Below are 26,591 nucleotides of genomic sequence, written 5' to 3'. Positions count from 1 at the left end.
GAATAATAATGACCTCGGACGTAAAACACGATCGCCAGCAGTTCTATCAGCACATTTCAGGGCAAAACCTGACGCCGCTGTGGGAGTCGCTGCATCACCTGGTGCCTAAAACGCCAAATGCTAACTGCGCGCCGGCCTACTGGAACTATCAGGAAATTCGCCCGCTGCTGCTGGAAAGCGGCAACCTGATTGGCGCAAAAGAGGCGGTGCGCCGCGTGCTGGTGCTGGAAAACCCCGGCCTGCGCGGCCAGTCATCCATTACCTCGTCGCTGTACGCGGGTTTACAGCTGATCATGCCGGGTGAAGTCGCCCCGAGTCACCGCCATAACCAGTCGGCGCTGCGCTTTGTGGTTGAAGGCCACGGCGCGTTTACCGCCGTCGACGGCGAACGCACTCAGATGAGCCCGGGCGACTTTATCCTGACCCCGCAGTGGCGCTGGCACGATCACGGCAACCCGGGTTCAGAACCGGTTATCTGGCTGGATGGCCTGGATCTGCCGCTGGTGAACTACCTTGGCTGCGGCTTCGCCGAAGACTACCCGGAGGATCAGCAGCCGGTCACGCGTAAAGAAGGCGACTATCTGCCGCGCTACGCGGCCAACATGCTGCCGCTGCGCCACCAGGTTGGCAACTCATCGCCTATTTTCAACTATCGCTATGACCGCAGCCGCGATGCCCTGCATGACCTGACCCGTATGGGCGAGGCCGATGAATGGGACGGTTATAAGATGCGCTACGTCAACCCGGTCACCGGCGGCTATCCGATGCCGTCGATGGGGGCCTTCCTGCAGCTGCTGCCGAAAGGCTTCCAGTCGCGTCAGGCGCGCACCACCGACAGCACCATTTACCACGTGGTGGAGGGCAGCGGTGAGGTGACCATTGGCGAGCAGACCTTCAGCTTTAAAGCGAAAGATATTTTTGTCGTGCCGACCTGGCACAGCGTGTCGTTCAACACGCCAGAAGAGACCGTGTTATTCAGTTTCTCGGATAGACCTGTCCAGGAAGCCCTGGGACTGTTCCGCGAAGCGCGTTATTAATTCAGGAGAAGAAAGATGAGCAAATACGTATTTGAACCTCAGGCGCCGGTGGCGATTCCGGTTGTGGGCAGCGATGAGCAGTTCCCGGTACGCCGCGTTTACTGCGTTGGCCGTAACTATGCTGCGCACGCCCGTGAAATGGGCTTTGATCCGGATCGCGAGCCGCCGTTCTTCTTCTGTAAACCGGCAGATGCCGTGGTGCCGGTTGCGGCGGGTGAAACGCTGAACCTGGCCTACCCGGCGCAGACCGACAACTATCACTATGAAATTGAACTGGTCGTCGCGATTGGTAAAAAAGGCAGCGATATCCCGCTGGAGAAAGCGGAAGAGTACATCTGGGGCTACGCCACCGGTCTGGATATGACCCGCCGCGATCGCCAGATGGAAATGCGCCAGATGGGCCGCCCGTGGGAAATCGGCAAAGCCTTTGACCTCTCTGCCCCGATTGCACCGCTGCACAAAGTAGCCGATGCGCCGTCTCTGGAAAAAGCGCCAATCTGGCTGCAGGTTGATGGCGAAGACCGTCAGCGCAGCGATATTGAGCATCTGATCTGGGACGTCAAAGAAACCATCAGCTACCTGTCTGGCTTCTTCGAACTGCAGCCGGGCGATCTGATCTTCACCGGTACGCCGGAAGGCGTTGGCGCCGTGGTGAAGGGCGAAACCATCACCGGTAACGTGGAAGGTTTAACGCCAATCACGGTGAAAATTGTTTGAGGTGAGCGATGAAGCTGTACAGTTTTTTTAATAGTTCGGCCTCTTACCGCGTGCGCATTGCGCTGGCGCTGAAGGGCATTGACCATCAGACGGTGGGCGTCAACATTCGTATTGGCCAGCAGAACGCGCTGGAGTACCGACGCCTCAACCCGGTGGGGCTGGTACCGGCGCTTGTCACCGACGACGGTGAATCGCTGGGGCAATCGCTGGCGATTATTGACTGGCTGGACAGACATTTCCCGCAGACGCCGCTGCTACCGGCGAACGATCCACAGCGCATGCGCGTGTTGGAAGTGGTGTACGCCATTTGCTGCGACATCCACCCCATCAACAACATGCGCGTATTGCGCTACCTCAGCGATGAGCTGAAGGTCAGTGAAGAAGAGAAAAAACGCTGGTATGCACACTGGATCCAGCAGGGGCTAAGCGCAGTGGAACAGCTGCTGCGCCGTAGCCATTCAGGGGCGTTTTGCGTGGGCGATTCGCCGACGCTAGCCGACTGCTGCCTGGTGCCGCAGTGGGCTAACGCTGAGCGTATGGGCTGCGATCTGAGCGGGTTCCCGCGCTGTAAAGCGGTCTATGATGCCTGTACCGCGCTGCCGGCGTTTATCGCCGCGGCCCCTGAAAACCAGCAGGACAAAATCCCGGCGTAGTCTGAGAAGGAGAATTATGATGGCTAAAGTAACGCGTGCAATTATTGTCGGCGGCGGTATCGGCGGTGCGGCTACCGCGCTGTCGCTGGCGCGCCAGGGCATTCAGGTGATGCTGCTGGAGCAGGCGCATGAAATCGGCGAAATCGGTGCCGGGATCCAGTTAGGGCCAAATGCGTTTTCGGCGCTCGACAGCCTGGGAGTCGGTGAGGTCGCCCGTCAACGTGCGGTCTTTACCGATCACATCACCATGATGGATGCGGTCAACGGTGAAGAAGTGATTAGTATCGAAACGGGTCAGGCATTCCGTGACCATTTCGGCGGCCCGTATGCGGTTATTCACCGCGTGGATATTCATGCCACCGTTTGGGAAGCGGCGCTACAGCACCCTGGCGTGAAATATCGCACCTCGACCCATGTGACGGATATCCGCCAGACGGCGGACGATGTCACCGTGTTTGATGATAAAGGCAACAGCTGGACGGCTGATATTCTGATCGGCTGCGACGGCGTGAAGTCGGTGGTGCGTCAGAGTCTGCTCAGCGACACGCCGCGCGTGACCGGGCACGTGGTCTATCGCGCGGTGGTTGAGCGTGAGGATATGCCGGAAGATCTGCGCATCAACGCACCGGTGCTGTGGGCTGGCCCGCACTGCCATCTGGTTCATTACCCGCTGCGCGGTGGTAAGCAGTACAACCTCGTCGTGACCTTCCACAGCCGTGAAACGGAAGAGTGGGGCGTACGCGACGGAAGCAAAGAAGAGGTGTTGTCGTACTTTAAAGGCATTCACCCGCGTCCTCGTCAGATGCTGGATAAACCGACCACCTGGCGCCGTTGGTCTACCGCCGATCGTGAGCCGGTAGAGAAATGGGGCAACGATCGCATCACGCTGGTGGGCGACTCCGCGCATCCGGTAGCGCAGTATATGGCGCAGGGTGCCTGTATGGCGCTGGAAGATGCGGTGACCTTAGGCAAAGCGCTGACCGAATGCGACGGCGATGCCGCCCGCGCGTTTGCGCTGTATGAGTCGGTACGTATTCCGCGTACGGCGCGCATCGTGTGGTCTACGCGTGAAATGGGGCGTCTGTACCACGCGGCAGGGGTTGAACGCCAGGTGCGTAACCTGCTGTGGAAAGGTAAAACCCAGGACGAGTTCTATCGCGGCATCGAGTGGCTGTACGGCTGGAAAGAGGATAACTGCCTGCAACCGCGTTAATTTAGCGTAGTGAAGACAGATCCTGTTGGCCTGATAAGCTGCGCACATTGCCGGATGACGGCGTAGCCTTATCCGGCCTGCATGGCCGCGTGCGGCCGGATATTCCGTAGGCCAGATAAGCGCAGCGCCATCCGGCACCACTCGCGCAGATTGCCGGATGACGGCATTGCCTTATCCGGCCTGCATCACCAGCGCTTTATCTTTGGCCAGCATAAAGGGTCGTAAATATCCCACCGCATTCGACAACGGCAGGACGTCGTCGCTTAATGCAATATTCAGCGTCTCGCGGATATAGCCCCGCCGCGCCTCGATGCGTGCCCACAGTGCTGGATACTCCTGTGTTATCTGCTGGCGTAGCGTTGCGTCGGCCAGCGCCACGCTCTCTTCCGCGCTGGTTCCGGTATACCCCGGCACCGAGGGAATAATATCAATCTGCATCACCATGCCGCTTTTCAGCGTCTCGCTCGAGCCAGGGTAGATTGGCGATGACATCCACTCCTCATCCGCGCTCAGGTGCCCAGGATTCAGGTGCCAGCCGTATTGAGCTTTTGGCAGCGCGCGCTCGACTAAATCGTACAGCTCGCCGCCCGGCATCCCCACGCTGATATTTTCGAGCCACGTCGCCACGGCGCCAAAATAGGGCTTCACCACGCGCGCCAGATAATCACGCTGGTTTTCCGGCAGTTCGTTCTCATCGGCAATCACGAACCCGGTACGGCTGGAGAGCCCGCCCTTAAACCCGGTAGTCATCGACAACGGCTGTCCTCGTTCGACCTTTTTCCACGAAGGATAAAGGTTGGCTTTCTCGAAACGCTGACCGGCTGCGGCGATGGTGACCACCGATGGCGCTTGCCCTTCGGCGGCGAGCAGGGCGCCCAGTTCGACCTCACGCACGCCCGGTTCAACGGCATCCAGCGCCGCCAGCATGCAGCGGGAGGCGAGGTTAGCGCCGTACTCATAATGGGCGATTTCGTTGGCGTTATTGACCGTTCTCGCCCCTTTATCACCGCGAATAAACAGATGCGCTGCGTTGACCAGATCCGCGTGCGTGCTTTGTTTTATCGCCTCGACGATAAACCACGGCAGATCGAAGAGCTTAGCGTTATCGCTGCCGGTGGCGGTAAACATCTTCCAGCCCGCCAGCCCCACTTTTGACATCGCGCTCAGCCCCGTTTCGCTGAACAGCTGCGCCAGCGGTTTTTCGTTGTCCATTGGTTGATTGGGCAGCGAGAACAGCGGGCAGTGCTTCAACGTGACCGGAATGCGCGAATGGGCCGCCATCTTCAGGTTTTCATTGCCGAGGATAGCGGTGGCGTGCCCGGACTTATGCAGCACCAGCAGCCCTTCCTCAAAGCGCGGAATAAACCCGGTCAGGTACTCAAAGTTACCGCCGTGCTCTTTATCAGCGTAAATCACCAGCGCATCGAAGCGTTCTTCCTGCATCCGTTCGAGCAGCTTATTTTTGCGCTCAAGCAGGGTGGCATCGGTCAGCGTAACCGGCGGTACATCGCTGAATCCGCGCGGCGGCTGGATGGTCTTTAGCTGGATATCCCTGGACTTCATGATTCACCTCCTGATGTGTCAATAATTGGCGCATTCCTGGCAGTGGAAAGCTGGATGCAGAGACGTTACCATAGCGCCTCTTTTTTTTCCGGATAACAATATGCGTGTTTTACTGGCGCCGATGGAAGGCGTGCTCGACTCATTAGTGCGCGAGCTGCTGACTGAAGTGAATGATTACGATCTATGCATCACCGAATTCCTGCGCGTGGTGGATCAGCTATTGCCGGTAAAATCGTTTTATAAGCTGTGCCCCGAGCTGCATAACGCCAGCCGGACTCCTTCCGGCACCCGCGTACGCATTCAGCTTTTGGGGCAATACCCTGAGTGGCTGGCGGAGAACGCCGCGCGCGCCGTGGAGCTGGGATCGTGGGGCGTGGATCTCAACTGCGGCTGCCCGTCGAAAACGGTTAACGGCAGCGGCGGCGGGGCGACGTTGCTCAAAGACCCGGAGCTTATCTACCAGGGGGCGAAGGCGATGCGCGCGGCGGTGCCTGCACACCTGCCGGTGACGGTGAAAGTGCGCCTCGGCTGGGACAGCGGCGCCCGGCAGTTTGAAATTGCCGATGCGGTACAGCAGGCGGGGGCCACTGAACTGGCGGTGCACGGGCGCACCAAAGAAGACGGCTATAAGGCCGAGCGCATTAACTGGCAGGCGATCGCAGACATCCGTCAGCGTCTGTCGATTCCGGTGATTGCTAACGGCGAAATCTGGGATTATGACAGCGCGCAGGCGTGCATGGCCGTGACCGGCTGCGACGCGGTGATGATTGGCCGCGGTGCGCTAAACGTGCCGAATTTAAGCCGGGTCATCAAATATAACGCGCCGCGTCTACCGTGGCCGCAGGTGGTTGAACTGCTGCAAAAGTACACCCGCCTGGAAAAACAGGGCGACACCGGGCTGTATCACGTGGCGCGCATCAAACAGTGGTTGGGCTACCTGCGCAAAGAGTACGCCGAGGCCTCCGAGCTGTTTACCGCCGTGCGCGCGCTGCAGGAATCACGGCTGATTGCTCGGGTTATCAACGATTGGCGCGGATAAACTATCCGATCCGCATCACAATTTTCTCTCTGCGCTATTGAGTCAATCCACTTTTAAATGAAATACTCGTAGCCGATTGTTACTGCTACGGCAGGCAAAACCTGATTCTCTGACCTTTGTCAGAAGTCAGGTTTTTTTGTTTCTGGGGTTCGTAAATGCAGATCGCCAAAGTACTTAATAATAATGTGGTGGTGGTTCTGGATGAACACCGGCGTGAGCAGGTGGTGATGGGGCGAGGGCTGGCCTTTCAGAAACACGTCGGCGATTCACTGGATGAGTCGAAAATCGAGAAAATTTTTGCCCTCCAGAGCGATGAGCTGGTGGGGCGTTTAAGTGAACTACTCAGTCAGATACCGCTTGAGGTGATGACCACCTGCGACCGGATTATCGAACGGGCGCGCGAACGGCTCGGCAAGCTGCAGGAAAGCGTGTATATCACGCTGACTGACCATTGCCACTTCGCCATTGAGCGGCAGAAAAAGGGCGTAGCCTTGCGTAACGTGCTGCTGTGGGAGATCCGACGGCTATACCCGAAAGAGTTTACGCTCGGCCAGGAAGCGCGTGCGCTGATTGCGCAGCGCCTGGGCGTGGCGCTGGCGGAGGATGAAGCCGGTTTTATTGCCCTGCATCTGGTGACCGCGCAGCTTAATAGCGAAATGCCTGAGGTGATGCACGTCACCCGAGTGATGCAGGAGATTCTCCAGCTGGTGAAGTATCAGCTGCATCTTGAGTACAACGAAGAGTCGTTAAGCTACCAGCGCTTCGTGACTCATCTTAAGTTTTTCGCCCAGCGAATGCTGACGCGCACGGTAGTAGAGGATGACGACGCGGAGCTGCATAGCGCGGTGAAAGACAATTATCCCAAGGCGTGGAAGTGCGCGGAAACGGTGGCGCTGCATTTGCAAAACGGCTATCAGCGTGCGCTGACGACGGAAGAGATTATGTTTCTCGCCATTCATATTGAACGGGTGAGAAAAGAGGGGCGTTAACCCCTTTAAAACTGGATTGTTACTGCATTACGCAGGCAAAACCTGAGCGCGACGCTACCCGGCGGCGTGCTCGGGTTTTTTTGTTTTTTATACCCGGTCAAGGAATACAGCATGAAATACAAAGCACTCGCGCAGGATATTCTCCGCCACGTCGGCGGCAAAGAGAATATTGTGAGTCTGGTTCACTGTGCCACACGGCTGCGTTTTAAATTGAAAGAGAGCGGCAGAGCCGATGCCGAGGCCCTGAAGGCGCACCCTGGGGTGATCATGGTGGTCGAGAGCGGCGGCCAGTTTCAGGTGGTGATTGGTAATCACGTTCATGATGTCTGGCAGGCGGTGCGCCATGAGGTTGGAATCACCGATGACAGCGAACCGGTTGCGGAAAAGGGGGAGAAAACGTCGCTGCTGGGCCAGCTTATCGACATCGTCTCCGGTATTTTTGCACCGTTTATTGGTGTGATGGCGGCCACCGGTCTGCTGAAAGGGCTGCTGGCGCTGGCGCTGGCGTGCGGCTGGCTAAGCCCGGAGCAGGCGACGTATAAAATCTGGTTTGCCGCCAGCGACGCGCTGTTCTTCTTCTTCCCGCTGTTTCTCGGTTATACCGCGGGGAAAAAATTTGGTGGCAACCCGTTTATTACCATGGTTATTGGCGGCGCGCTAACGCATCCGCTGATGATACAGGCCTTTGAAGCGGCCCAGGCCCCGGGGGCGACGGCGGAGTATTTCCTCGGTATACCGGTGACGTTTATCAACTACAGCTCGTCGGTGATTCCTATCATTCTTGCCGCCTGGGTCAGCTGTTGGATTGAGCGACGTAGCAACGATCTGTTGCCCTCGGCGATGAAAAATTTCTTTACCCCGGCCATTTGCCTGGCCATTGTCGTCCCGCTGACTTTCCTGATCATTGGCCCGGTGGCGACCTGGCTTAGCCATATGCTGGCGAACGGTTACCAGATTATCTATGTGGTCGCGCCGTGGCTGGCTGGGGCGGTGCTGGGAGGGTTATGGCAGGTCTGCGTGATCTTTGGTCTGCACTGGGGGCTGGTGCCGCTGATGATCAACAACATGACCGTGCTCGGCCATGACTCGATGCTGCCGATCGTTCTGCCGGCGGTGCTGGCACAGGTGGGTGCCGTGTTGGGGATCTTTCTGGCAACCCGCGACGTGCGCCAGAAAGTGCTGGCAGGGTCGGCGTTTTCTGCCGGGCTGTTTGGTATTACCGAACCGGCGATCTACGGACTGACGCTGCCGCTGCGCCGCCCGTTTATCTTCGGCTGCGTAGCCGGTGCGCTCGGCGGGGCCATTACCGCGTTCAGTAATAGCTATGCCTTCTCGTTCGGTCTGCCCAATATCTTTTTCCCGGCGCAGATGATTCCACCGGGCGGCATTGATGCCAGCGTCTGGGGCGGGCTCATCGGCACCGCGGTAGCCTTTATTGTCGCCTGTGCGCTGACCTTTTTTGCCGGGCTGCCGCGCAACGCCGCCGCGCCGGTCGCGGTCGCGATGGCCACGGAAAAGGATGTGCTGGCCCCTATGAGCGGCACCGTACTGGCGTTGGAGCAGGTACCCGACACCACGTTTGCCAGCGGTCTGCTGGGTAAAGGTGTGGCCATCATTCCCAGCGAGGGCAAGGTGATGGCTCCGTTTAGCGGTGAAGTGGCCTCGATTTTCCAGACCAGGCACGCCATTGGGCTGCAAAGCGACAGCGGTATTGAACTGCTTATCCACGTCGGTATTGATACCGTCAAACTCGACGGCGCGCCGTTTACCGCGCACGTCCAGGAAGGGGACAAAATTCAGGAGGGCGATCTGCTTTTAACCTTCGACCGCCAGCAAATTCTCGACGCCGGTTACGATCTGGTGACGCCCATTCTTATCAGCAACAGCGACGACTATCCGGAGCTGGAAATCGTTGCCGGCAGCGCCGTTCAGGCCGGCCAGCCGCTGCTGACCCTTACGCATTAATCACAGGAGAGAGAGAGATGAAAACATTCCCGCAGACGTTTCTTTGGGGCGGCGCCACCGCTGCAAACCAGATTGAGGGCGCATATCTGGAGGAGGGGAAAGGACTGTCCACCTCCGATGTGCAGCCGCACGGCGTGTTTGGCGAGGTGGTTGAACGGGTGGAGGGTGACAGCGCGCTGAAAGATGTGGCTATCGATTTCTACCATCGCTATCCGGAAGATATCGCGCTGTTCGCTGAAATGGGCTTTAACTGCCTGCGCGTGTCCATTGCCTGGACGCGTATCTATCCGAACGGCGACGACGCGCAGCCGAATGAGGCCGGGCTGGCCTTCTACGACAAACTGTTTGATGAAATGGCAAAATACAACATCACGCCGCTGGTGACGCTGTCGCACTATGAAATGCCGTGGGCGCTGGTAAAAAACTACGGCGGCTGGGGCAACCGTCAGGTGATTGGCTTCTTTGAGCGCTATGCACGTACCGTGTTTGAGCGCTATAAAGGCAAAGTGAAGCTGTGGCTGACCTTTAACGAAATCAACATGTCGCTGCATGCGCCAATGACCGGGGTCGGCCTGCCGACGGGCAGTAGCAAAGGGGAGGTGTACCAGGCCATCCATCATCAGCTGGTGGCTAGCGCGCTCGCGGTCAAAGCCTGCCATGAGATCGTGCCGGAAGGTAAAATCGGCAACATGTTGCTGGGCGGACTGGTGTATCCGCTGAGCTGTAAACCGGAAGACGTCTTTAAGACATTGCAGGAAAATCGTAGCTGGATGTTCTTTGGTGACGTCCAATGCCGCGGCGCTTATCCGGGCTATATGCTGCGGGAATTGCGCGATAGCGGCATTACGCTGGCGATTACCGACGCCGACCGTGAAGCGCTGCGCTCCACCGTTGATTTCATCTCTTTCAGCTACTATATGACCGGCTGCGTCACCGCCGATGAAGCGTTGAATCAGAAGGCGCGCGGCAATATCCTCAACATGGTGCCAAACCCTCATCTGGCCAGCTCGGAGTGGGGCTGGCAGATCGACCCGCTAGGCCTGCGCACGCTGCTGAACGTGCTGTGGGATCGTTATCAAAAACCGCTGTTCATCGTGGAAAATGGCCTGGGGGCGAAGGATAGCGTGGACGCCGACGGCAGTATTCATGATGACTACCGCATTAGCTACCTGAACGATCATCTGGTGCAGGCGCGCGAAGCGATTGAAGACGGCGTTGAGCTGATGGGCTTTACCAGTTGGGGGCCTATCGATCTGGTTAGCGCGTCAAAAGCGGAAATATCTAAACGCTATGGCTTTATTTACGTCGACCGCCACGATGATGGAACGGGCACGCTGGCGCGCAGTAAGAAAAAAAGCTTTGGCTGGTATAAAGAGGTGATTGCGACCAACGGCGCGAGCTTGAAAGCGTAAGCCTCGGTGAATTGCCGGATGGCGCTTGCTTATCCGGCCTAAAAGCATCCCCACCTCTGGTAGGCCGGATAAGGCGTAGCCACCATCCGGCAATCCTCCCAATTCACGCTGGCTTACGCGCGCGCAGAATAAAAATCATCGGCCGCTCTTTCTCTTCACCCAGCGCTGGGTTAACGGCAATCTGCGCTGCCGTTGGTCCCCATTCATTCAGGTATTCAATCACAAATCCGGCGGCCACCAGCGCGTTGATCCAACTGCCAAGCGTCCGGTGCTGCTTCTTCACGCCGTCGGCAAACCAATTGCTGATACGCTCGCCTTCCTGCTGATAATGGCTAACCGGCCAGCTTTTCTGCCCCTGTTCATCTTCCTGCCAACCTTGCTTGAGCGGGGCGGTATAGATAGGGTGTTCTGCGGAAAATAGCAGTGTACCACCCGGCGTCAGAGCCTGATAAACGCAGGTGAGCAGCGGGGTAATATGAGGCAAATAGTGCAGCGCCAGCGAGCTGTACACCATATCGCAGCTGTTAGCGGCAAGCGTGAGGGTCTGCAAATCTTCACAACGGTATTCAATGTCTGCGCCGTCGGTCATCTCCCGCGCCCGCTCCAGCATGAGGCTGGAGAGATCGTATCCGGTAACCTTAGCGGCGCCCTGATCGCGCGCCCAGCGGCAAAACCAGCCGTAGCCGCAGCCGAGATCGACAACCCGTAAACCGGCGAGCGACGGCAGCATATCCTGTATCGCGGGCCATTCCGGCGCGCCGTCCAGCCCCTTGACCGAACGGTCGAGCGTGGCATAACCGGCAAAAAACTGCGGGTCGTCGTAAATATTCTGACTCATGTTCACACCCTGAAGGCGAAATGTTTGTGGCTGTCGTTAAGTGTGTCCGTCTGTGTTCCCACACGCGTTACTAAAAGGAAGGCGATCATTTAATTTATGATAGCCGCCTCTGTGTTTAACCGACGTATCTCATGAACCTGACTCTGAAAACACGCGCGCTGTCTGGCTTGACCCTGCTCCTCGCGCTGGCGGGCTGCGCCCCTTCGCATGATATTGGCAACCCGATGACGCTGCAGATGCCGGCTTCACAGGTGACAACGACCTTACCCGCGGCGCTGAAGAACGGCTGGCCGCAGAGTCAGTGGTGGCAAGACTATCATGATGCCCAGCTCAATAACTTGATTCGTCGCGCGTTGGCGAATGCTCCGGATATGCAGATTGCTGAACAGCGCATCAAGCTTGCGGAAGCGCAGGCGCGGATGTCGAAATCGGCGCTGGGGCCGGAAGTCGATTTCGGTGCCGATCTTGAACGACAGAAAATGTCGGCTGAAGGTCTGATGGGGCCGTTTGCTACCGATACCGACGGCAATACCGGCCCGTGGTACACCAACGGCACCTTTGGCCTGACCGCCGGTTGGGATCTTGACCTGTGGGGAAAAAACCGCGCCGAAGTGCAAGCACGCATTGGGGAAGTGAAGGCGCAGGTGGCCGAGCTGGCGCAGACCCGCGAGCTGCTGGCCAGCAGCGTGGCTCGTCTGTACTGGCAGTGGCAGACCGAAGCGGCCATTCACGGCGTGCTGGAGCAGGTAAAAAGCGAACAGAATACGATTGTCAGCGTTGACACCTCGTTGTATGAGCATGGCATCACCGACTCCGCTGAAGGGGCGGAAAACGACATTAATGTGGGTAAAACCGATCAGCAGCTGGCCGACGTTGAAGGCAATATGAAAGAGATTGAGGCCCGGCTTATGGCCTTAACCAACGCCCAGAGCCAGCCGCTGAACCTGCGTCCGGCTACGCTGCCCGCCGTGGCCAGCAAAATGCCGTCCCGGCTGGGCTATGAGCTGTTAGCCCGCCGTCCGGATCTGCAGGCCGCACACTGGTATATCGAGGCTTCGCTGAGCGAAATCGACGCGGCAAAAGCGGCGTTCTATCCCGATATCAATCTGATGGCGTTCCTGCAACAGGATGCGCTGCACTTAAGCGATCTGTTCCGCCACTCGGCGAATCAGATGGGCGTGACGGCCGGGCTGACGCTACCGATTTTTGACAGCGGCCGGTTAAACGCCAATCTGGATATCGCCAGCGCGCAGAATGGTCTGTCGGTGGCGAAATACAACAAAGCGGTGGTTGATGCGGTAAACCAGGTGGCAAAAACCGCCAGCCAGGTGGAAACGCTGATGGCAAAAAGCCAGCGGCAGGCGCAGGTGGAGAAAGACGCCATGCGGGTGGTTAACCTGGCGCAGGCGCGGATGAACGCCGGGATTATTCCGGGTTCGAAGGTCAGCCTGGCGAAGCTGCCGGTGCTACAGGAGCGTATTAATGCGTTACGCCTGCATGGCCAGTGGCTTGATGCCAGCATTCAGCTAACCTCGGCGCTGGGTGGCGGTTATCACGTCAACGAAAAGTAAGGCTCCCGGCGTTCGCTTCCCCCTGCATTTCGTTTGCAGGGGGAAAATGAAAAACAAATATTCAGATTAAATAGTATTAACCGCTAATATATTTTCTCAAAATCTAATTTTTATTTTAATTAAAAATAACGATAGCGCTTGAATTAAAATATGCCTGCGATCACGTATTTATCTTTAAATGCATGACACCTGTCTACACGCCCCCTAATATCGCTCCCCAGAAAAATAATATCCTTTTAGTTTTAATGTATATTTATTGATAATGACATTTGCTTTTTAAATATTACAGCCAGTTCCTCACTGATTTTTATTAACAAAAAGCAGAGGACGATTGCGTGAAAAAATTAATAACCTTTGGAATGCTGGCGCTGGTCAGCGCATCGGCAAGTGCGGTTACCATTGACCTGCGCCATGAATATACCGACACCTCGCAGGGCCAGAAAGACAGGGTGCTGATCTCTCATCGTTTTGGTAACGGCTTTGGCTTCTCGGTGGAGGCCAAAACCAAGTCGGGCGGCGAGCATTCGGATAAAGCCTTTAATGATGTTGTTGATAATGGCGATGAATATGTCGTTAGCTATCAGTTTAACGCCATGCCGAATATTGCGATTCAACCCGGCTTTGCGTTGGAAACATCGTCATCGAAGGCGATCTATAAACCCTATATTCGAGGGCAGTATAATTTCGAAGGCGGTTTTTATATTGCGGCCCGCTATCGCTATGAATATGCCCGTGACACCTCGGCGGATAAAGACGATGAGCATATTAATCGTGGCGATCTGTGGCTAGGCTATAAAACCGGGCCGTGGGCGTTTGAGGGCAATTATCTGTATAAAAAGAGCCAGGATTATAATCGCTATGACAACGGCAAAGACGATTACGAACTGGATTTCAAAGTGGCCTACAGCATCGATAAAAACTGGAAGCCCTATGCGCAAATTGGCAACGTCTCCGTCAGCAGCACCGAGGAAGACCGCCAGACGCGTTACCGCGTAGGGGTTCAATACACCTTCTGATGCTGATGCCCCCGGACGAGGCGCGTACCGCCAACTCCGGACAGTGCCCGGCGGCGTGAACGCCGGGCCGGGTATCCTTATTCCTGCGGTTTTTTCGCCTCACGCCGTTTAAACCACCAGCGTGCGGCGACCACCAGCACAATCGCCAGCGCCAGCCAGATGAGATGCTTCAGGTGTTTATCAAGATGGTGAAGCCACGGGCCTATTGCCCCGCCGCCCAGATAACCAAGGGTCGTAAACAGCAGCGCCCACACCACTGCGCCAAAGATATTCAGCGGCAGAAAAATTTTCGGAGGCAGGCCGCTGGCGCCAATCAGCAGCGGGCCGATGACGCGAAAGCCGTACATAAAGCGGGTACCGATCACGAACAGATAGGGGTGGTTCTTAATCAGCCTCTGCGCCTTACGAATTCGTGCCCGGTGGCGCGAGAAGCGCCTCAGCAGTCGCCCGCCGAACTTTCTGCCTAAAAGATACAGCACCTGATCGCCAATCATGCCGCCCAGCGCCACGGAGATCACCACCAGCGGAAATTTCAGCAGCCCCTGATGGGCAGCCACGCCGCCTAGCAGCGTAATCGTTTCGCCTTCCGCCATGCTGCCGATAATTAACGCGGCGTAGCCATAATGGGAAATCAGGTTATTGATATCCATACAAACACTCACTCCTTACAACATCATACTATTCATCATACACCCTCACGGCGAGATTGCAGGGCCCGCTATTTTTTGCGTTGTACATAAAATAATCATTGCTGTGAATTATACTTACAGCAACGTGGTACGAAGCCGTGCAGAGGAGGCGTTATGAACCATGTATGGGGACTGTTCTCCCACCCTGATAAAGAAATGCATGTTATCCGTAGCGAGAACGAAACCGTTTCTCACCACTACGTGCATCATGTGCTGGTCATGGCGGCCATTCCGGTGGTCTGTGCGTTTATTGGCACCACTCAGCTGGGCTGGAATTTTGGCGACGGGAATGTGGTCCGGCTGTCGCTGATGACCGGCCTGGGCATGGCGGTACTGTTCTATGCGCTGATGCTGGTTGGCGTCGCGGTGATGGGGCGCGTTATCTGGTGGATGGCGCGCAACTATCCGCAACGTCCGTCGCTCAAGCGCTGTATGGTGTTTGCTGGCTACGTGGCGACGCCCATCTTCCTGAGCGGCATCGTGGCGCTCTACCCGCTGGTGTGGCTGTGTGCGCTGGTCGGTACGGTGGCGCTGTTCTACACCGGATATCTGCTGTACGTCGGTATTCCCACCTTCCTGAATATCGATAGGGAAGAGGGGCTCAGTTTTGCCAGTTCAACCCTCGCCATCGGCGTGCTGGTGCTGGAGGTGCTGCTGGCGCTGACCGTGGTGCTGTGGGGCTACGGCTACCGGCTGTTCTGAGTGCCTATATGTATTGCTGATGTGAATTTAATCACGTCAGCAATGCAGCATTTGTTCACCATTATTTTCTGGTAGATGCCGCGTTCTCCGCGCTATGATGGGCTGTTCCGCTTCGCAATCGTTTAGGGCGAAGCGGCTGTCTATCATAATGTGCATAAATAACCACCAGAATACTCACCATGCAGAAATTTCGCGTTTCCCTGCTCAGCCTCGCTTTCGTGCTGGCTGTGCCCTTTGCGCCTCAGGCGAGTGCTAAAACCGCCGTCTCCGCCGTGGCTTCGCAGCCGGAAATTGCCTCCGGTAGCGCGATGATTGTCGATCTTGAAACGAATAAAGTCATTTATGCCAACCAGCCCGATCTGGTGCGACCGATGGCGTCAATCACCAAGCTGATGACGGCGATGGTGGTGCTGGACGCACACCTGCCGCTGGATGAAATGCTGACTGTCGATATCAGCCACACGCCGGAGATGAAAGGGATCTACTCCCGCGTGCGCCTCAACAGCCAGATTAGCCGTAAAAATATGCTGCTGCTGGCGCTGATGTCCTCTGAGAACCGCGCCGCCGCGAGCCTCGCGCACCATTATCCGGGCGGCTATGATGCGTTTATCCGCGCCATGAATGCCAAAGCGAAGGCGCTGGGTATGACCCGCACCCGCTACGTTGAGCCGACGGGGTTGTCGATTCATAACGTCTCCACCGCGCGCGATCTGACGAAGCTGCTGATTGCCACCAAACAGTATCCGCTGATTGGTCAACTGAGCACGACGAAAGAAGACACCGCCACCTTTGCTCGTCCTGCCTATACGCTGCCGTTCCGCAACACCAACCATCTGGTGTATCGCGATAACTGGAGCATCCAGCTGACGAAAACCGGCTTTACTAATGCGGCAGGCCACTGCCTGGTGATGCGCACCGTCATGAACAAGCGCCCGGTGGCGATGGTGGTGATGGATGCGTTCGGCAAATATACCCACTTTGCCGACGCCAGCCGTCTGCGTACCTGGGTTGAAACCGGGAAGGTGATGCCGGTACCGGCCGCGGCCCTGAGCTATAAAAAGCAGAAAGAGGCCCAGGTGGAAGGCGACATCGCGAAAGCCCAGCGTAGCGGGCAGACCACCCAGGACGATTAAGTTCTCTTTATTCCGGCAACGTCCAGTCACCATCGTTGAGTGGGCGTTGCATAATAACCGTATCCCGCCAGTCCCCCATCTTGTAGCCGACGCTTCGCAGCTGACCGACCACTTCAAAACCGTGTTTTTTATGCAGGCGCAGCGAGCCGGTATTGTTATTGCCGTCGCCGATCACCGCCAGCATTTGCCGCCACGGGCCCTGTTCGCATACTGCAATCAGCGCCGCGAGTAGGCGGCTACCGATACCGTGGGCGGTCATGCTGGTATCAATGTAGATAGACTCTTCCAGCGTGTAGCGATAGGCCGGGCGAGGGCGGTAGGGGCTGGCATAGCAGTAGCCGACAATTTCACCGCGATAGAGCGCCACCAGCCAGGGAAGCCCCTGCTCCTGGATATGCAGCATCCGCTGCTGCATTTCATCGATGGACGGCGGGACTTCTTCAAATGAGGCGCGCCCATTGAGGACGTGCCAGGCATACAGCGCGGCAATAGCCTGAACATCGTCGGCCTGCGCGTTGCGGATTTCAATATCGGCGTTGCAGGTGACATCAAGCGTAGACATCATTGAATTCCTTATGGTTAACCGTGTTGCCCGGACCGCAGGCCGGATAAGCGCTGCGCTTATCCGGCCTACAGGTTTCGAGCTACCTCACATCATGCGTTGGTTTTTTCGCCCCAGTTTTTCAACTTGCTGGTTTTACCGATCCCCGGGTTCATACTATTGGTCGGATCGTTTTCGCGATAGTGGCGTTTGAGATTGTCATCGGCTTCGTACAGATGGCCAACGTTATGCTCCGCCGGATACTGTGCGCCGCGCTCGCGCAGCAGTGCCAGCATTTGTTCTTTTAGCGCGTGGGCATCGACGCCTTTTTTGACAATATAATCCTGATGGAAAACGTGGCACATAAAGTGGCCGTAGTAGAGCTTATGCACCAGTTGGCTATCGATCTCCGGCGGTAAATGCTCAAACCACTCGGTGTCGTTACGACGCAGCGCGATATCCAGCGCCAGGATATCCTCAACGTCGTCGGCGTGCACCGCCTGGTAGCGAATAGCCGCGCCTGCCGCGGCGAAGCGGTGCAGGAACGCTTTACTGCCTTCTTCCGGCGTACAAACGAAGAAATCACCTTCGGCCTGTTTAAAGTATTCCACCAGCCATGCCTTGGCTTCATCAATGCCGTCGCCCGACATTTTCAGCAGCAGATGATGTTCGTACTTATCGCGCCAGGTTTTCATGCGCTCCGGCAGGTGCGCCGGGAACGCGTGGCCCAGCTTCTGCATAAAGCGGTCGGTAAAGTGCGGTTTGAACAGCGACACTTTTTCCAGCATGGCATCGGTACGGCCTTTCAGGGTGAAGAAGAACGGCATTTTGTCGGTGCCGAGCTTATCAATCATCAGGAAGGTGTCTTTGCCGTACTGCTCAGCAATATCGTAGATATCGCGGTGCATATACTCGCCCGCCACCGGCAGGTTGTTAAACTCGGCGAGAATATGACGGCGGATTTCGGTCAGCACATCCGGCTGGTTGGTGCCAATGTAGAATACCTGCTGGCGTTTTTCTGCCGGGAAGGTATCAAGACGCGCGGCGAAAACCGCCAGCTTGCCCGCACACCCGGAAGACTCAAACAGACGGTCCGGATCGGCATTATAGCGTGCCGGTGTATCGGCGTTGACGTCGCGTACGCGGTTGACGTAGTCGTGATCGTGAGCGTGGCGTCCGTCGTGCTGTACATCGCTGTCCTTCACGCGATCGTCATCAAGCTTACTGAGGATCTGCTCTGGCGTTGTGCCCAGATCGATACCCAGATGGTTAACCAGCGTCAGCTTGCCGTTTTCGTCAATGCGGGCAAACAGCGACATCTCGGTATAGGCCGGGCCGCGTTGGACCAGAGAACCGCCAGAGTTGTTGCAGATCCCGCCGATGACCGACGCCCCGATGCAGGAAGAACCAATGACCGAGTGCGGCTCGCGGCCCAACGGTTTGAGCGCTTTTTCCAGCGAATAGAGCGTGGTGCCCGGCCATGCCAGCACCTGCTCGCCTTTGTCCAGCAGGTGCAGCTTATCGAGACGCAGGGTGCTGATAATCACGATATCGCGATCGTAGTCGTTGCCGCTAGGCGTTGAACCTTCGGTCAGACCGGTGTTAGCAGCCTGCATCAGAATAATTTTATCCGCATTGACGCAGGCGTTCAGCACCCGCCACAGTTCCAGCAGCGAACCGGGGAAGACCACGGCCAGCGCTTCGCCGTTGCCGGAGCGGAAGCCCTTGCGATAGCGGGCGGTTTTCGCCGGGTCGGTCAGCAGGTGAGCGTGACCAACCAGACGGGAGAGTTCGTTAATCAGGGCATTATTATCGGTTGTGGTTTGAGCAGCCATTTTCCACTCCTTGTGGTGGGGCAAATTTGTCGTCTCTAAGAATAGCGCTTTGTATGATCATTGGGGGAGTGAATGTTTCTAAAAATCAGAGAATAACCTTGGCTTTCTTTACCCCGCTCCTTTAACTTTATGGCAAACTGCGGTTTTTCATCGACTCTCAGCCGCTCTACCCGGCATGGATAAAAGAGACTACAAAAATATGAAATGGTTATTTTCTGTTGGCGTCGCCGTGAGCCTGGCGCTACAACCCGCTCTGGCGGAGGATCTGTTCGGCAACCATCCGTTGACGCCGCAGGCGCGGGACGCGTTTGTGACCGAGCTGCTGAAAAAAATGACGGTCGATGAAAAAATCGGTCAGCTGCGCCTGATTAGCGTCGGGCCGGATAACCCGAAAGAGGCTATCCGCGACATGATTAAAGACGGCCAGGTAGGGGCGATTTTCAATACCGTCACCCGTCAGGATATCCGTGCGATGCAGGATCAGGTGATGTCGCTCAGCCGCCTGAAGATCCCGCTGTTCTTTGCCTACGATGTGGTGCACGGCCAGCGCACCGTCTTCCCGATTAGCCTCGGCCTGGCCTCAACGTTTAACCTTGATGCGGTGAAAACCGTCGGTCGCGTGTCGGCCTATGAAGCCGCCGACGATGGCCTGAACATGACCTGGGCGCCGATGGTTGATGTCTCGCGCGATCCGCGCTGGGGCCGCGCCTCAGAAGGATTCGGTGAAGATACCTATTTAACCTCCATCATGGGTGAAACCATGGTGGAAGCGATGCAGGGGAAAAGTCCCGCAGATCGCTATTCGGTGATGACCAGCGTTAAACACTTCGCCGCCTATGGCGCGGTGGAAGGCGGTAAGGAGTACAACACCGTCGATATGAGCCCGCAGCGTCTGTTCAACGACTATATGCCGCCGTATAAAGCGGGGCTGGATGCGGGCAGCGGCGCGGTGATGATCGGCTTAAACTCGCTGAACGGCACCCCGGCCACCTCCGATGCCTGGCTGCTGAAAGACGTGCTGCGCGACCAGTGGGGCTTTAAAGGCATCACGGTCTCCGATCACGGGGCGATTAAAGAGCTGATTAAACATGGCGTTGCCGCCGACCCGGAAGATGCCGTACGCGTGGCGCTGAAGGCCGGCATTGATATGAGCATGAGCGACGAGTACTACAGCAAGTACCTGCCGGGGCTGGTGAAGGCGGGCAAAGTGACGATGGCCGAGCTCGACGACGCCACGCGGCATGTGCTGAACGTGAAATATGATATGGGGCTGTTTAACGACCCCTACAGCCACTTAGGGCCAAAAGACTCAGACCCGCAGGATACCAACGCCGAAAGCCGTTTGCATCGCGCCGAGGCCCGTGAGGTGGCGCGCCAGAGCCTGGTGCTGCTGAAAAACCGTCTGGACACTCTGCCGCTGAAGAAAAACGCTACCGTCGCGGTGGTTGGCCCGTTGGCCGACAGCCAGCGTGACGTGATGGGGAGCTGGTCTGCCGCCGGCGTCGCCGGTCAGTCGGTGACCGTGCTGAGCGGCATTAAAAATGTGATGGGCGGCGAAGGCAAAGTGCTGTACGCCAAAGGCGCAAACGTCACCGCCGACAAAGGCATCATCGACTTCCTGAATCTGTATGAAGAAGCGGTGAAGGTCGACCCACGTTCGCCGCAGGCGATGATTGACGAAGCGGTCAACGCCGCCAAACAATCTGATGTGGTGGTTGCGGTGGTGGGGGAAGCGCAGGGCATGGCCCATGAAGCGTCCAGCCGCACTGAAATCTCGATTCCGAAAAGCCAGCAGGATCTGATAGCCGCGCTGAAAGCTACCGGCAAGCCGCTGGTGCTGGTGCTGATGAACGGTCGCCCGCTGACGCTGGTGAATGAGGACCGCCAGGCTGACGCCATTCTGGAAACCTGGTTCGCCGGTACCGAAGGCGGTAATGCCATTGCCGACGTGCTGTTTGGCGACTACAACCCCTCCGGTAAACTGCCGATGTCGTTCCCGCGCTCCGTGGGGCAGATTCCGCAGTACTACAGCCACCTCAACACCGGGCGTCCGTACAATGCCGACAAGCCGAACAAGTACACCTCGCGTTACTTTGACGAAGCCAACGGCCCGCTGTATCCGTTTGGTTACGGTCTGAGCTACACCACCTTCTCGGTTTCTGACGTGAAAATGTCCGCGCCGAGCATGAAGCCGGACGGCCGGGTCACCGCCAGCGTGCAGGTGACCAACACCGGCAAGCGCGAAGGGGCGACGGTGATTCAGCTGTATCTGCAGGATGTGACGGCGTCAATGAGCCGCCCGGTGAAACAGCTGAAGGGCTTTGAGAAGGTGACCCTCAAGCCGGGTGAGACCCAGACCGTGAGCTTCCCGATTGACGTAGAGGCGCTGAAGTTCTGGAACCAGCAGATGAAGTACGCCGCTGAGCCGGGCAAGTTCAATGTCTTTATTGGCGTGGATTCTGCGCGCGTTAAGCAGGGTGAGTTCGAGCTGTTGTAAGCGTGATCTTGATGTCGTGAACTTCTCCGCGGAGGCGGAGAAGTTCAGCGACCGCTCATCGGGGGGGCGACCGATGAGCGTCATCTGGCGTGCTTAGAAAGCGTATTTGATACCTAACATACCTTGTGTATCGCTGTAGCCTTTATCCCCGATCTGCTGGGCAACGTTGCCCCAGATATGCAAATTATTCCCCAGTTGCCCTTCGACCCCAGCCTTCAGTTCGCCAATGTTGCGCGTCCCGGCCTGGTAGTTATAGACGCCATTCATTGCGACGCCATACGACTGGCTGTTATAAATCCAGTTGGCTTCAACAAAGGGCTGAAACTCGCGGTTCTTGCCGTCGTCAATGGCGTTATGCCCTTTAATAAAGGCTTTTACGCCGAGACGCGTTTGCAGATTACCGTCGTTTTTACCTTTCACCCGCGTGCCGTTGGCTTCGGTGTGGGTATCGGCCTGCACGTCCATCCATGTTAACTGTGCTTTAGGCTGGATCCAGTAGGTCGAGCGGCCGTCGCTACGTTCGCCCATCAGGTAGCTGTAGCCGCCTTCGATGGACGCGGTGATCCCATCAGAGTCGTACTTCTCCGTGGCGAGCTGTTGCCCATAGACTTTGTTATTAAACCAGTTATAGAGGAACCAGGTATCCACGTAGGTTCCGGTTTTGTCGGCTTCATTCGCGTACCAGGTTCCATAAAGCCCGACGCTATAGCCGGTCACCTGCCCACGGGAGTGATAACGGGTGACGTTAGAGCGGGTATTGCTCTGACTGTTGCCGTAGCCTGCCATCAACCCCAGATGCCAGCGATCCAGCCCGTTGGTGCTCCACTGCGCAATATCCCCGCCAAGCTGCAGGACATAGCGGTTACTTTGGGTACTCGACTGGCCGCTGGAATCTTTAAAGCGGGTGTGACCGCCAATGTTTCGCAGCCACATGCTGGTGACTTTCTCTTCACCGGTCAACCGGTCGATGTACTGGGTATCGCCCAAACGATCGTGCAGGCGGGTGTTAAACATCGAGTTAGCGGCTGCGAGGTTGGCAATATAGGCTCCGCTTTCCGGACGCATGGTGGGCTGTTCCGGGTTGACGATGGGAACTTCCGCAGCGGGGTCGGGGGTCGGCTCTGGCTCAACGATCGGGGCCGCGGCATTAAGCAGATACCAGTTAGCGGACTGCGTTCCCTCTCCACGCTGCAGGGCGTAGTCATAACTCCCGGCAACAATACGCCCGGACTGCACAAACTCGCCGTCAGAGAGGCCATCGACGTGAATCACTTCAATCCCTGTAATGGTTTTATCACCGCTACCGCCGGCGTTATTGATGGCCACCCGAGTCGTCCCGGAGGTATCTCCCTGTACGATCAGCTTATCGGTTAAGGAATTATCATCCCCCAGCACCGTGTTGAGCACCAGCAGCCCGCCGTTACCTACATAGTTACCGTACACGGTGAGCGTTTTCGGTGTTAAGGGATCGCCGCTGCCCGGCGCCTGGAATAGCAGCGTGGCGCTATCCAGCGTCAGGTTGGTTAACGTTGAATCCTTCGTCATTGTCCACAGACTGTCGCTACCCATGATGTTGAGATTAACCGTTGATGCCGCATCGACGCTGGAAGAGCCTAAAAAACGGGAGGTATCAGACATATTCAGCGCAACCGTGCCGCCGCTGGTGGCGTCAATATTGCCTTCAATATCAAAAACCCCTTCGGTGTCAGACAGGGCGGTTCTGTCGATATTGAGCCTATCCAATCTGTTGTAATCATCAGCGATGACCGGCACCGCAAGGGATTGGCTGGAAATAATGGAACCCACCCCTTTGGCCTGGATAACATTGGCGCTGTTGGCGGCTCTCAGTTTTGCACCGCCCTCCAGGTAGACGCTACCTGGGCGTACGTTATCGGTATAAGTACCCTGCTGTTCGGTGGAAGCATAAATGGCGTAAGCGTTGGCACCGGTAGTCGAAATATCGACACCATCGCCTAACTGGATCAGCCCACCTTTGTTGGCATAGACGGCATGGCCCGCGCTAGTCGCCGTGGATATTTCAGAGTTCTTGCCGATGAAGACGTAGGAGTTTCCTAAGGTGTTATTATTTTTTCCCTTAAGAATATCCATAATACCGATGCCGTTAGTATCCGTATTTCGGTTACCGGCATAGACGGCATAACCTTTGCTGTCGCTAGTGTTAGATGCGCTGCCGGTGCCTGTCACCTTAATGACATTACTGCCCGCCAGGATAATAATGCTGTTTGCCCCGGCGTTCTGGAAGTTATTGGCTCTGACGGCGACGCCATCTTTCACCGAAATGTTGGCCGACTCTGTCACATAAACCAGAGAGTCATAATTATTGTTAAAATCAGACGCGACGTTTATCCCGTCGGCGGATGAACCCGTGGTGGTAATGGTGAGGTTTTTGGCCCTGAAGTATATGGCTTCACTGTTGCCCCTGATCGCATCGGCGGCTGACCCAGTGGTGCTAATCGTAACGTTGTTTAGCAAGTAGGTATTTGCGCCATTAGTCTGCAGATAAGCGCCAAATCCCGCTAGTGGTGAGGTGCCTCCAGACGCTGTGGTGGTAATATTCACGGTATCATAAGCGCCCAACGCTGTTGAGCCACCGTAATAGTAAAGGACGTTATCGTAATCCAGTACTGAGTCAGAATAAGCAACAGGAATGTGGCTTCCTACTGAGATGAGAGCAACAGCAATGCTCAACGTGGTCCTTTTAAAAAAAGTTTTTTTATCGATGTATCTCTTTGTGTTGTTCATCTGCGCACCTCTTCCTTAAAGACGCTGACTGTTGGTTGATAGATAATTAATTGCCGATGAATTAATGAGAACCAAAGCCAGCCCCACAGCTATTTAATGGATAAATATCTGTTGGTATTACAACAATGAGTAATGAGTTCCTTTGAAGCAATGTATACAGCCAATGTCAGGGGGTGTCAACGAGTGACGGCGGCGAGTAAATTGATGCATTTTTAAGTCTATTTATATTATTTGTATTTTTCTCAATAATATATTTTTATCAATTCTGGTGTGTTTTTGTTTTTATTAAAAATGCTTATAAAACAATGTAATAAAAGTAAAAATGCGTTTTACTAAAAGCGTTGTTAGGATTTTTACGACAACCATTGAGAATAATGTTTTTCTGTGGGTTTTATTGCATAATTCATTCGGAGGAGCGCTCTGCGACTGCGAGTGTCATATGGCTTTATGATTATTGAAAATACTTCTCATGTATCGGTAAGGGTATTCCTGCTATCCGGGGGGCTCGTATTTTCAGCGTTGCTTTATGGCGTATAACCGGCAAGGCTTTTTGAAAATAATATACTGCGATTTCATTTGCGATAGCCTGGCCGGTGTTATTCATATTCTCGTTAGGTTCTTTTTGCTGGTGGGGTTATCGTTGGAACGATCGCTGTTTGCCCTGAGCATTCTGCGGGCGCGCCTCGGAGCGTGTGCGAACACACCGCACACCCTGGTCCCCGAGAGAGGCTCAGGGTGAGGGGCAATCCCCCAACGCCCGATTTCGCGCCATTTTGTGCTCCCTGTCACCATTTTCTTTCTGCTGTGGCGAAGTCTGCGCGAAACGGCCCGTTTATCGCCCCTGATGTCGCGTGTTCTGTGACGAACTTCACTTATCGCTAAACCCGGGCCACCACGTTTTGTGCGCGGGTTCAAAACCCGTCCGAAGCCGCCATATCCGCCGTGACACCATTCACTAATACGTAAAAAAGCCCGCTTCTGCTCCACGAGAGAGGCGTGGAATCCGCGTTAAATGCAGCTATCTCAACATTCGCAGGTAGCCACATGAAGATTTCACTGCATAACACCTCACTCGATCGCAGCGGTAAAACGCCGCTCACCGCCCAACTGCAGCAGCTGATTGATGAAATCGACCGCGCGGGCGGCGGCACGCTGGTGGTATCGCCGGGCGATTGGCTGACCGGCACGCTTGTTTTGCCGTCCAACTTTACTCTGCACCTTGAAGCCGGCGCGCGGCTGCTGGCGAGCCCGAACGACGCAGACTATCCGGCGGCGTTAACCCAGACGGTGGCCGAACTGTCGCGCATGGCGCTGATTTATGCGCGCGATCGCCACCATATAACCCTCAGCGGTGAAGGTTGCCTGGACGGCGGGGCTGACGCCTGGTTCGCTACCCGTGCCGATGCCCAGGGCTATCGCCAGCCGAAAACCCAGCGCCCGCGCATGCTGGTCCTGGAAGGCTGCCAGCAGGTGCGTATTCGCGATATCACCCTCAGCGATTCGCCGATGTGGACAGCGCACCTGGTGAGCTGCAATCAGGTATTCATTCAGAACCTGACGATTGATAACGATCTGGCGCTGTCGAACACCGACGCGCTGGATATCGACAGCTGCCAGCACGTGCATATCAGCGACAGCTATTTCAGCGCCGCCGACGACGGTATCTGCATTAAAACCACCCGCAAACCGGCGGCGCTACAGCAGCCGACTCGCCACGTGGTGGTCAGCAACTGCCTGATCCGCTCAAAAAGCTGCGCCATCAAAATTGGCACTGAAACCTTTGCCGATATCAGCCATATCGCCGTGCATAACTGCTCCATCTTTGAGTCCAATCGCGGCATTGGCCTCGTTTCCCGCGACGGCGGCCGTTTCAGCCAGATGATCTTCAGCAACATCCTTTTTGACTGTCGCCACGGCCACCCGTGCCACTGGGGAAAAGCCGATCCGGTGTTTATCTCTGTGCGCCATCGTGACCCGCAGGTTCCTCCGGGCAGCATCGAAGACATCACCTTCAACCAGCTTTCCGGCGCGAGCGAAGGCGCTATCAACCTGCACAGCGAAACGGCAGGGGAGATTCGCCGCGTCACCTTTAACGGACTGGCCTTGCACCAGCTGTCCGGGCCGTCTGACGAACAGGGGTGCTACGACATTCGCCCGCCGTGCAACCCGGCAAGCCCAACCGGCATGGGGCTGGATAACGCCTATCGCGTCAATCCGCAAACCGGGCGCGCCTGGGGCGTTGAGCGCTATCCGGGAGGGCTACCGGCGGTGTACGCCCGCGGCGTAGACGAACTGACGCTGATCGATCTGCGCATTCGTCGACCTGAGCCGCTGCCCGCTGGCTGGAACACGCACGCCATCGTGCAGGACAACGCCGACGCCTGAGTCTATTTGATGACGGCGTGGCCCTGGCCTCGC

At 56.4% G+C, this 26,591-nt stretch carries 19 protein-coding genes and 1 pseudogene; 14 read left to right on the top strand and 6 right to left on the bottom strand.

Annotated features, from left to right (window positions below):
* Positions 1-8 precede the first annotated feature (8 nt).
* The 4 genes from gtdA to H7R58_RS15015 are packed head-to-tail and all read left to right on the top strand — an operon-like array spanning position 9 to position 3,620.
* Positions 9-1,037 carry a gentisate 1,2-dioxygenase gene (gene gtdA, locus H7R58_RS15030; RefSeq protein ID WP_106924415.1) on the top strand — a complete coding sequence of 343 codons (1,029 nt, stop codon included), beginning with the start codon at positions 9-11 and terminating at the stop codon, positions 1,035-1,037.
* Positions 1,038-1,052: 15 nt separating this feature from the next.
* Positions 1,053-1,754, top strand: coding sequence for a fumarylacetoacetate hydrolase family protein (locus H7R58_RS15025; protein ID WP_106924416.1), 702 nt, complete (start codon positions 1,053-1,055; stop codon positions 1,752-1,754).
* 8 nt (positions 1,755-1,762) lie between these two features.
* On the top strand, positions 1,763-2,407 hold the full coding sequence (gene maiA / locus H7R58_RS15020) for a maleylacetoacetate isomerase (protein ID WP_106924417.1): 645 nt from the start codon (positions 1,763-1,765) through the stop codon (positions 2,405-2,407).
* A gap of 19 nt (positions 2,408-2,426) precedes the next feature.
* Complete coding sequence (locus tag H7R58_RS15015; protein ID WP_182930305.1) at positions 2,427-3,620, top strand: 3-hydroxybenzoate 6-monooxygenase; 1,194 nt, start codon at positions 2,427-2,429, stop codon at positions 3,618-3,620.
* A gap of 171 nt (positions 3,621-3,791) precedes the next feature.
* On the opposite strand, the gene H7R58_RS15010 is transcribed toward H7R58_RS15015, so the two are convergent.
* A complete protein-coding gene (locus H7R58_RS15010; RefSeq protein WP_182930306.1) occupies positions 3,792-5,183 on the bottom strand; it encodes a M24 family metallopeptidase in 1,392 nt (463 codons plus the stop codon).
* Positions 5,184-5,283: 100 nt separating this feature from the next.
* Here H7R58_RS15010 and dusC point away from each other — a divergent pair, with 100 nt between their 5' ends.
* From dusC to H7R58_RS14990, 4 genes and pseudogenes are all read left to right on the top strand, one after another.
* Positions 5,284-6,222 carry a tRNA dihydrouridine(16) synthase DusC gene (gene dusC / locus H7R58_RS15005; protein ID WP_182930307.1) on the top strand — a complete coding sequence of 313 codons (939 nt, stop codon included), beginning with the start codon at positions 5,284-5,286 and terminating at the stop codon, positions 6,220-6,222.
* Positions 6,223-6,377: 155 nt separating this feature from the next.
* The gene (bglG, locus tag H7R58_RS15000) at positions 6,378-7,211 is read left to right on the top strand and encodes a transcriptional antiterminator BglG (protein ID WP_182930308.1); all 834 of its coding nucleotides are present in this window, start codon (positions 6,378-6,380) and stop codon (positions 7,209-7,211) included.
* 26 nt (positions 7,212-7,237) lie between these two features.
* Positions 7,238-9,176 (top strand): annotated as a pseudogene (gene bglF / locus H7R58_RS14995) (PTS beta-glucoside transporter subunit IIABC).
* A 17-nt stretch (positions 9,177-9,193) separates the two neighbouring features.
* On the top strand, positions 9,194-10,588 hold the full coding sequence (locus tag H7R58_RS14990) for a glycoside hydrolase family 1 protein (RefSeq protein ID WP_182930310.1): 1,395 nt from the start codon (positions 9,194-9,196) through the stop codon (positions 10,586-10,588).
* A 103-nt stretch (positions 10,589-10,691) separates the two neighbouring features.
* On the opposite strand, the gene H7R58_RS14985 is transcribed toward H7R58_RS14990, so the two are convergent.
* The gene (locus H7R58_RS14985; protein ID WP_182930311.1) at positions 10,692-11,426 is read right to left on the bottom strand and encodes a class I SAM-dependent methyltransferase; all 735 of its coding nucleotides are present in this window, start codon (positions 11,424-11,426) and stop codon (positions 10,692-10,694) included.
* A 131-nt stretch (positions 11,427-11,557) separates the two neighbouring features.
* Here H7R58_RS14985 and mdtQ point away from each other — a divergent pair, with 131 nt between their 5' ends.
* Together mdtQ and H7R58_RS14975 are read left to right on the top strand one after the other, a co-directional pair.
* Positions 11,558-12,997: a multidrug resistance outer membrane protein MdtQ gene (mdtQ, locus tag H7R58_RS14980; protein ID WP_182930312.1), complete on the top strand. Its 1,440-nt coding sequence runs from the start codon at positions 11,558-11,560 to the stop codon at positions 12,995-12,997.
* Between the two features lie 359 nt (positions 12,998-13,356).
* Entirely contained in the window at positions 13,357-14,013 is a 657-nt protein-coding gene (locus tag H7R58_RS14975) for an oligogalacturonate-specific porin KdgM family protein (RefSeq protein WP_182930609.1), read from the top strand.
* A 77-nt stretch (positions 14,014-14,090) separates the two neighbouring features.
* Here the strand turns inward: H7R58_RS14975 and H7R58_RS14970 are convergent, their stop codons facing one another.
* The gene (locus H7R58_RS14970) at positions 14,091-14,663 is read right to left on the bottom strand and encodes a DedA family protein (RefSeq protein ID WP_182934419.1); all 573 of its coding nucleotides are present in this window, start codon (positions 14,661-14,663) and stop codon (positions 14,091-14,093) included.
* 153 nt (positions 14,664-14,816) lie between these two features.
* On the opposite strand from H7R58_RS14970, the gene H7R58_RS14965 reads away from it, so the two are divergent.
* Positions 14,817-15,404 (top strand): Yip1 family protein, encoded by a 588-nt coding sequence (locus tag H7R58_RS14965; RefSeq protein WP_106924428.1) that lies wholly within the window; start codon positions 14,817-14,819, stop codon positions 15,402-15,404.
* 179 nt (positions 15,405-15,583) lie between these two features.
* Positions 15,584-16,537 (top strand): D-alanyl-D-alanine endopeptidase, encoded by a 954-nt coding sequence (gene pbpG, locus H7R58_RS14960; protein ID WP_106924429.1) that lies wholly within the window; start codon positions 15,584-15,586, stop codon positions 16,535-16,537.
* A gap of 7 nt (positions 16,538-16,544) precedes the next feature.
* Here the strand turns inward: pbpG and H7R58_RS14955 are convergent, their stop codons facing one another.
* Together H7R58_RS14955 and dld are read right to left on the bottom strand one after the other, a co-directional pair.
* A complete protein-coding gene (locus tag H7R58_RS14955; RefSeq protein ID WP_106924430.1) occupies positions 16,545-17,099 on the bottom strand; it encodes a GNAT family N-acetyltransferase in 555 nt (184 codons plus the stop codon).
* A 92-nt stretch (positions 17,100-17,191) separates the two neighbouring features.
* The gene (gene dld, locus H7R58_RS14950) at positions 17,192-18,913 is read right to left on the bottom strand and encodes a D-lactate dehydrogenase (protein WP_182930313.1); all 1,722 of its coding nucleotides are present in this window, start codon (positions 18,911-18,913) and stop codon (positions 17,192-17,194) included.
* Between the two features lie 199 nt (positions 18,914-19,112).
* Here dld and bglX point away from each other — a divergent pair, with 199 nt between their 5' ends.
* Positions 19,113-21,410 (top strand): beta-glucosidase BglX, encoded by a 2,298-nt coding sequence (gene bglX, locus H7R58_RS14945; protein WP_182930314.1) that lies wholly within the window; start codon positions 19,113-19,115, stop codon positions 21,408-21,410.
* Between the two features lie 93 nt (positions 21,411-21,503).
* Here the strand turns inward: bglX and H7R58_RS14940 are convergent, their stop codons facing one another.
* Positions 21,504-24,173 carry an autotransporter outer membrane beta-barrel domain-containing protein gene (locus H7R58_RS14940; protein WP_182934418.1) on the bottom strand — a complete coding sequence of 890 codons (2,670 nt, stop codon included), beginning with the start codon at positions 24,171-24,173 and terminating at the stop codon, positions 21,504-21,506.
* A gap of 1,044 nt (positions 24,174-25,217) precedes the next feature.
* Here H7R58_RS14940 and H7R58_RS14935 point away from each other — a divergent pair.
* The gene (locus H7R58_RS14935) at positions 25,218-26,558 is read left to right on the top strand and encodes a glycoside hydrolase family 28 protein (RefSeq protein ID WP_182934417.1); all 1,341 of its coding nucleotides are present in this window, start codon (positions 25,218-25,220) and stop codon (positions 26,556-26,558) included.
* Positions 26,559-26,591: the final 33 nt, after the last annotated feature.

The organism is Klebsiella sp. WP4-W18-ESBL-05 (assembly GCF_014169075.1).
Taxonomy (GTDB): domain Bacteria; phylum Pseudomonadota; class Gammaproteobacteria; order Enterobacterales; family Enterobacteriaceae; genus Kluyvera; species Kluyvera ascorbata_B.
This window is presented reverse-complemented; position numbering and strand designations above follow the sequence as displayed.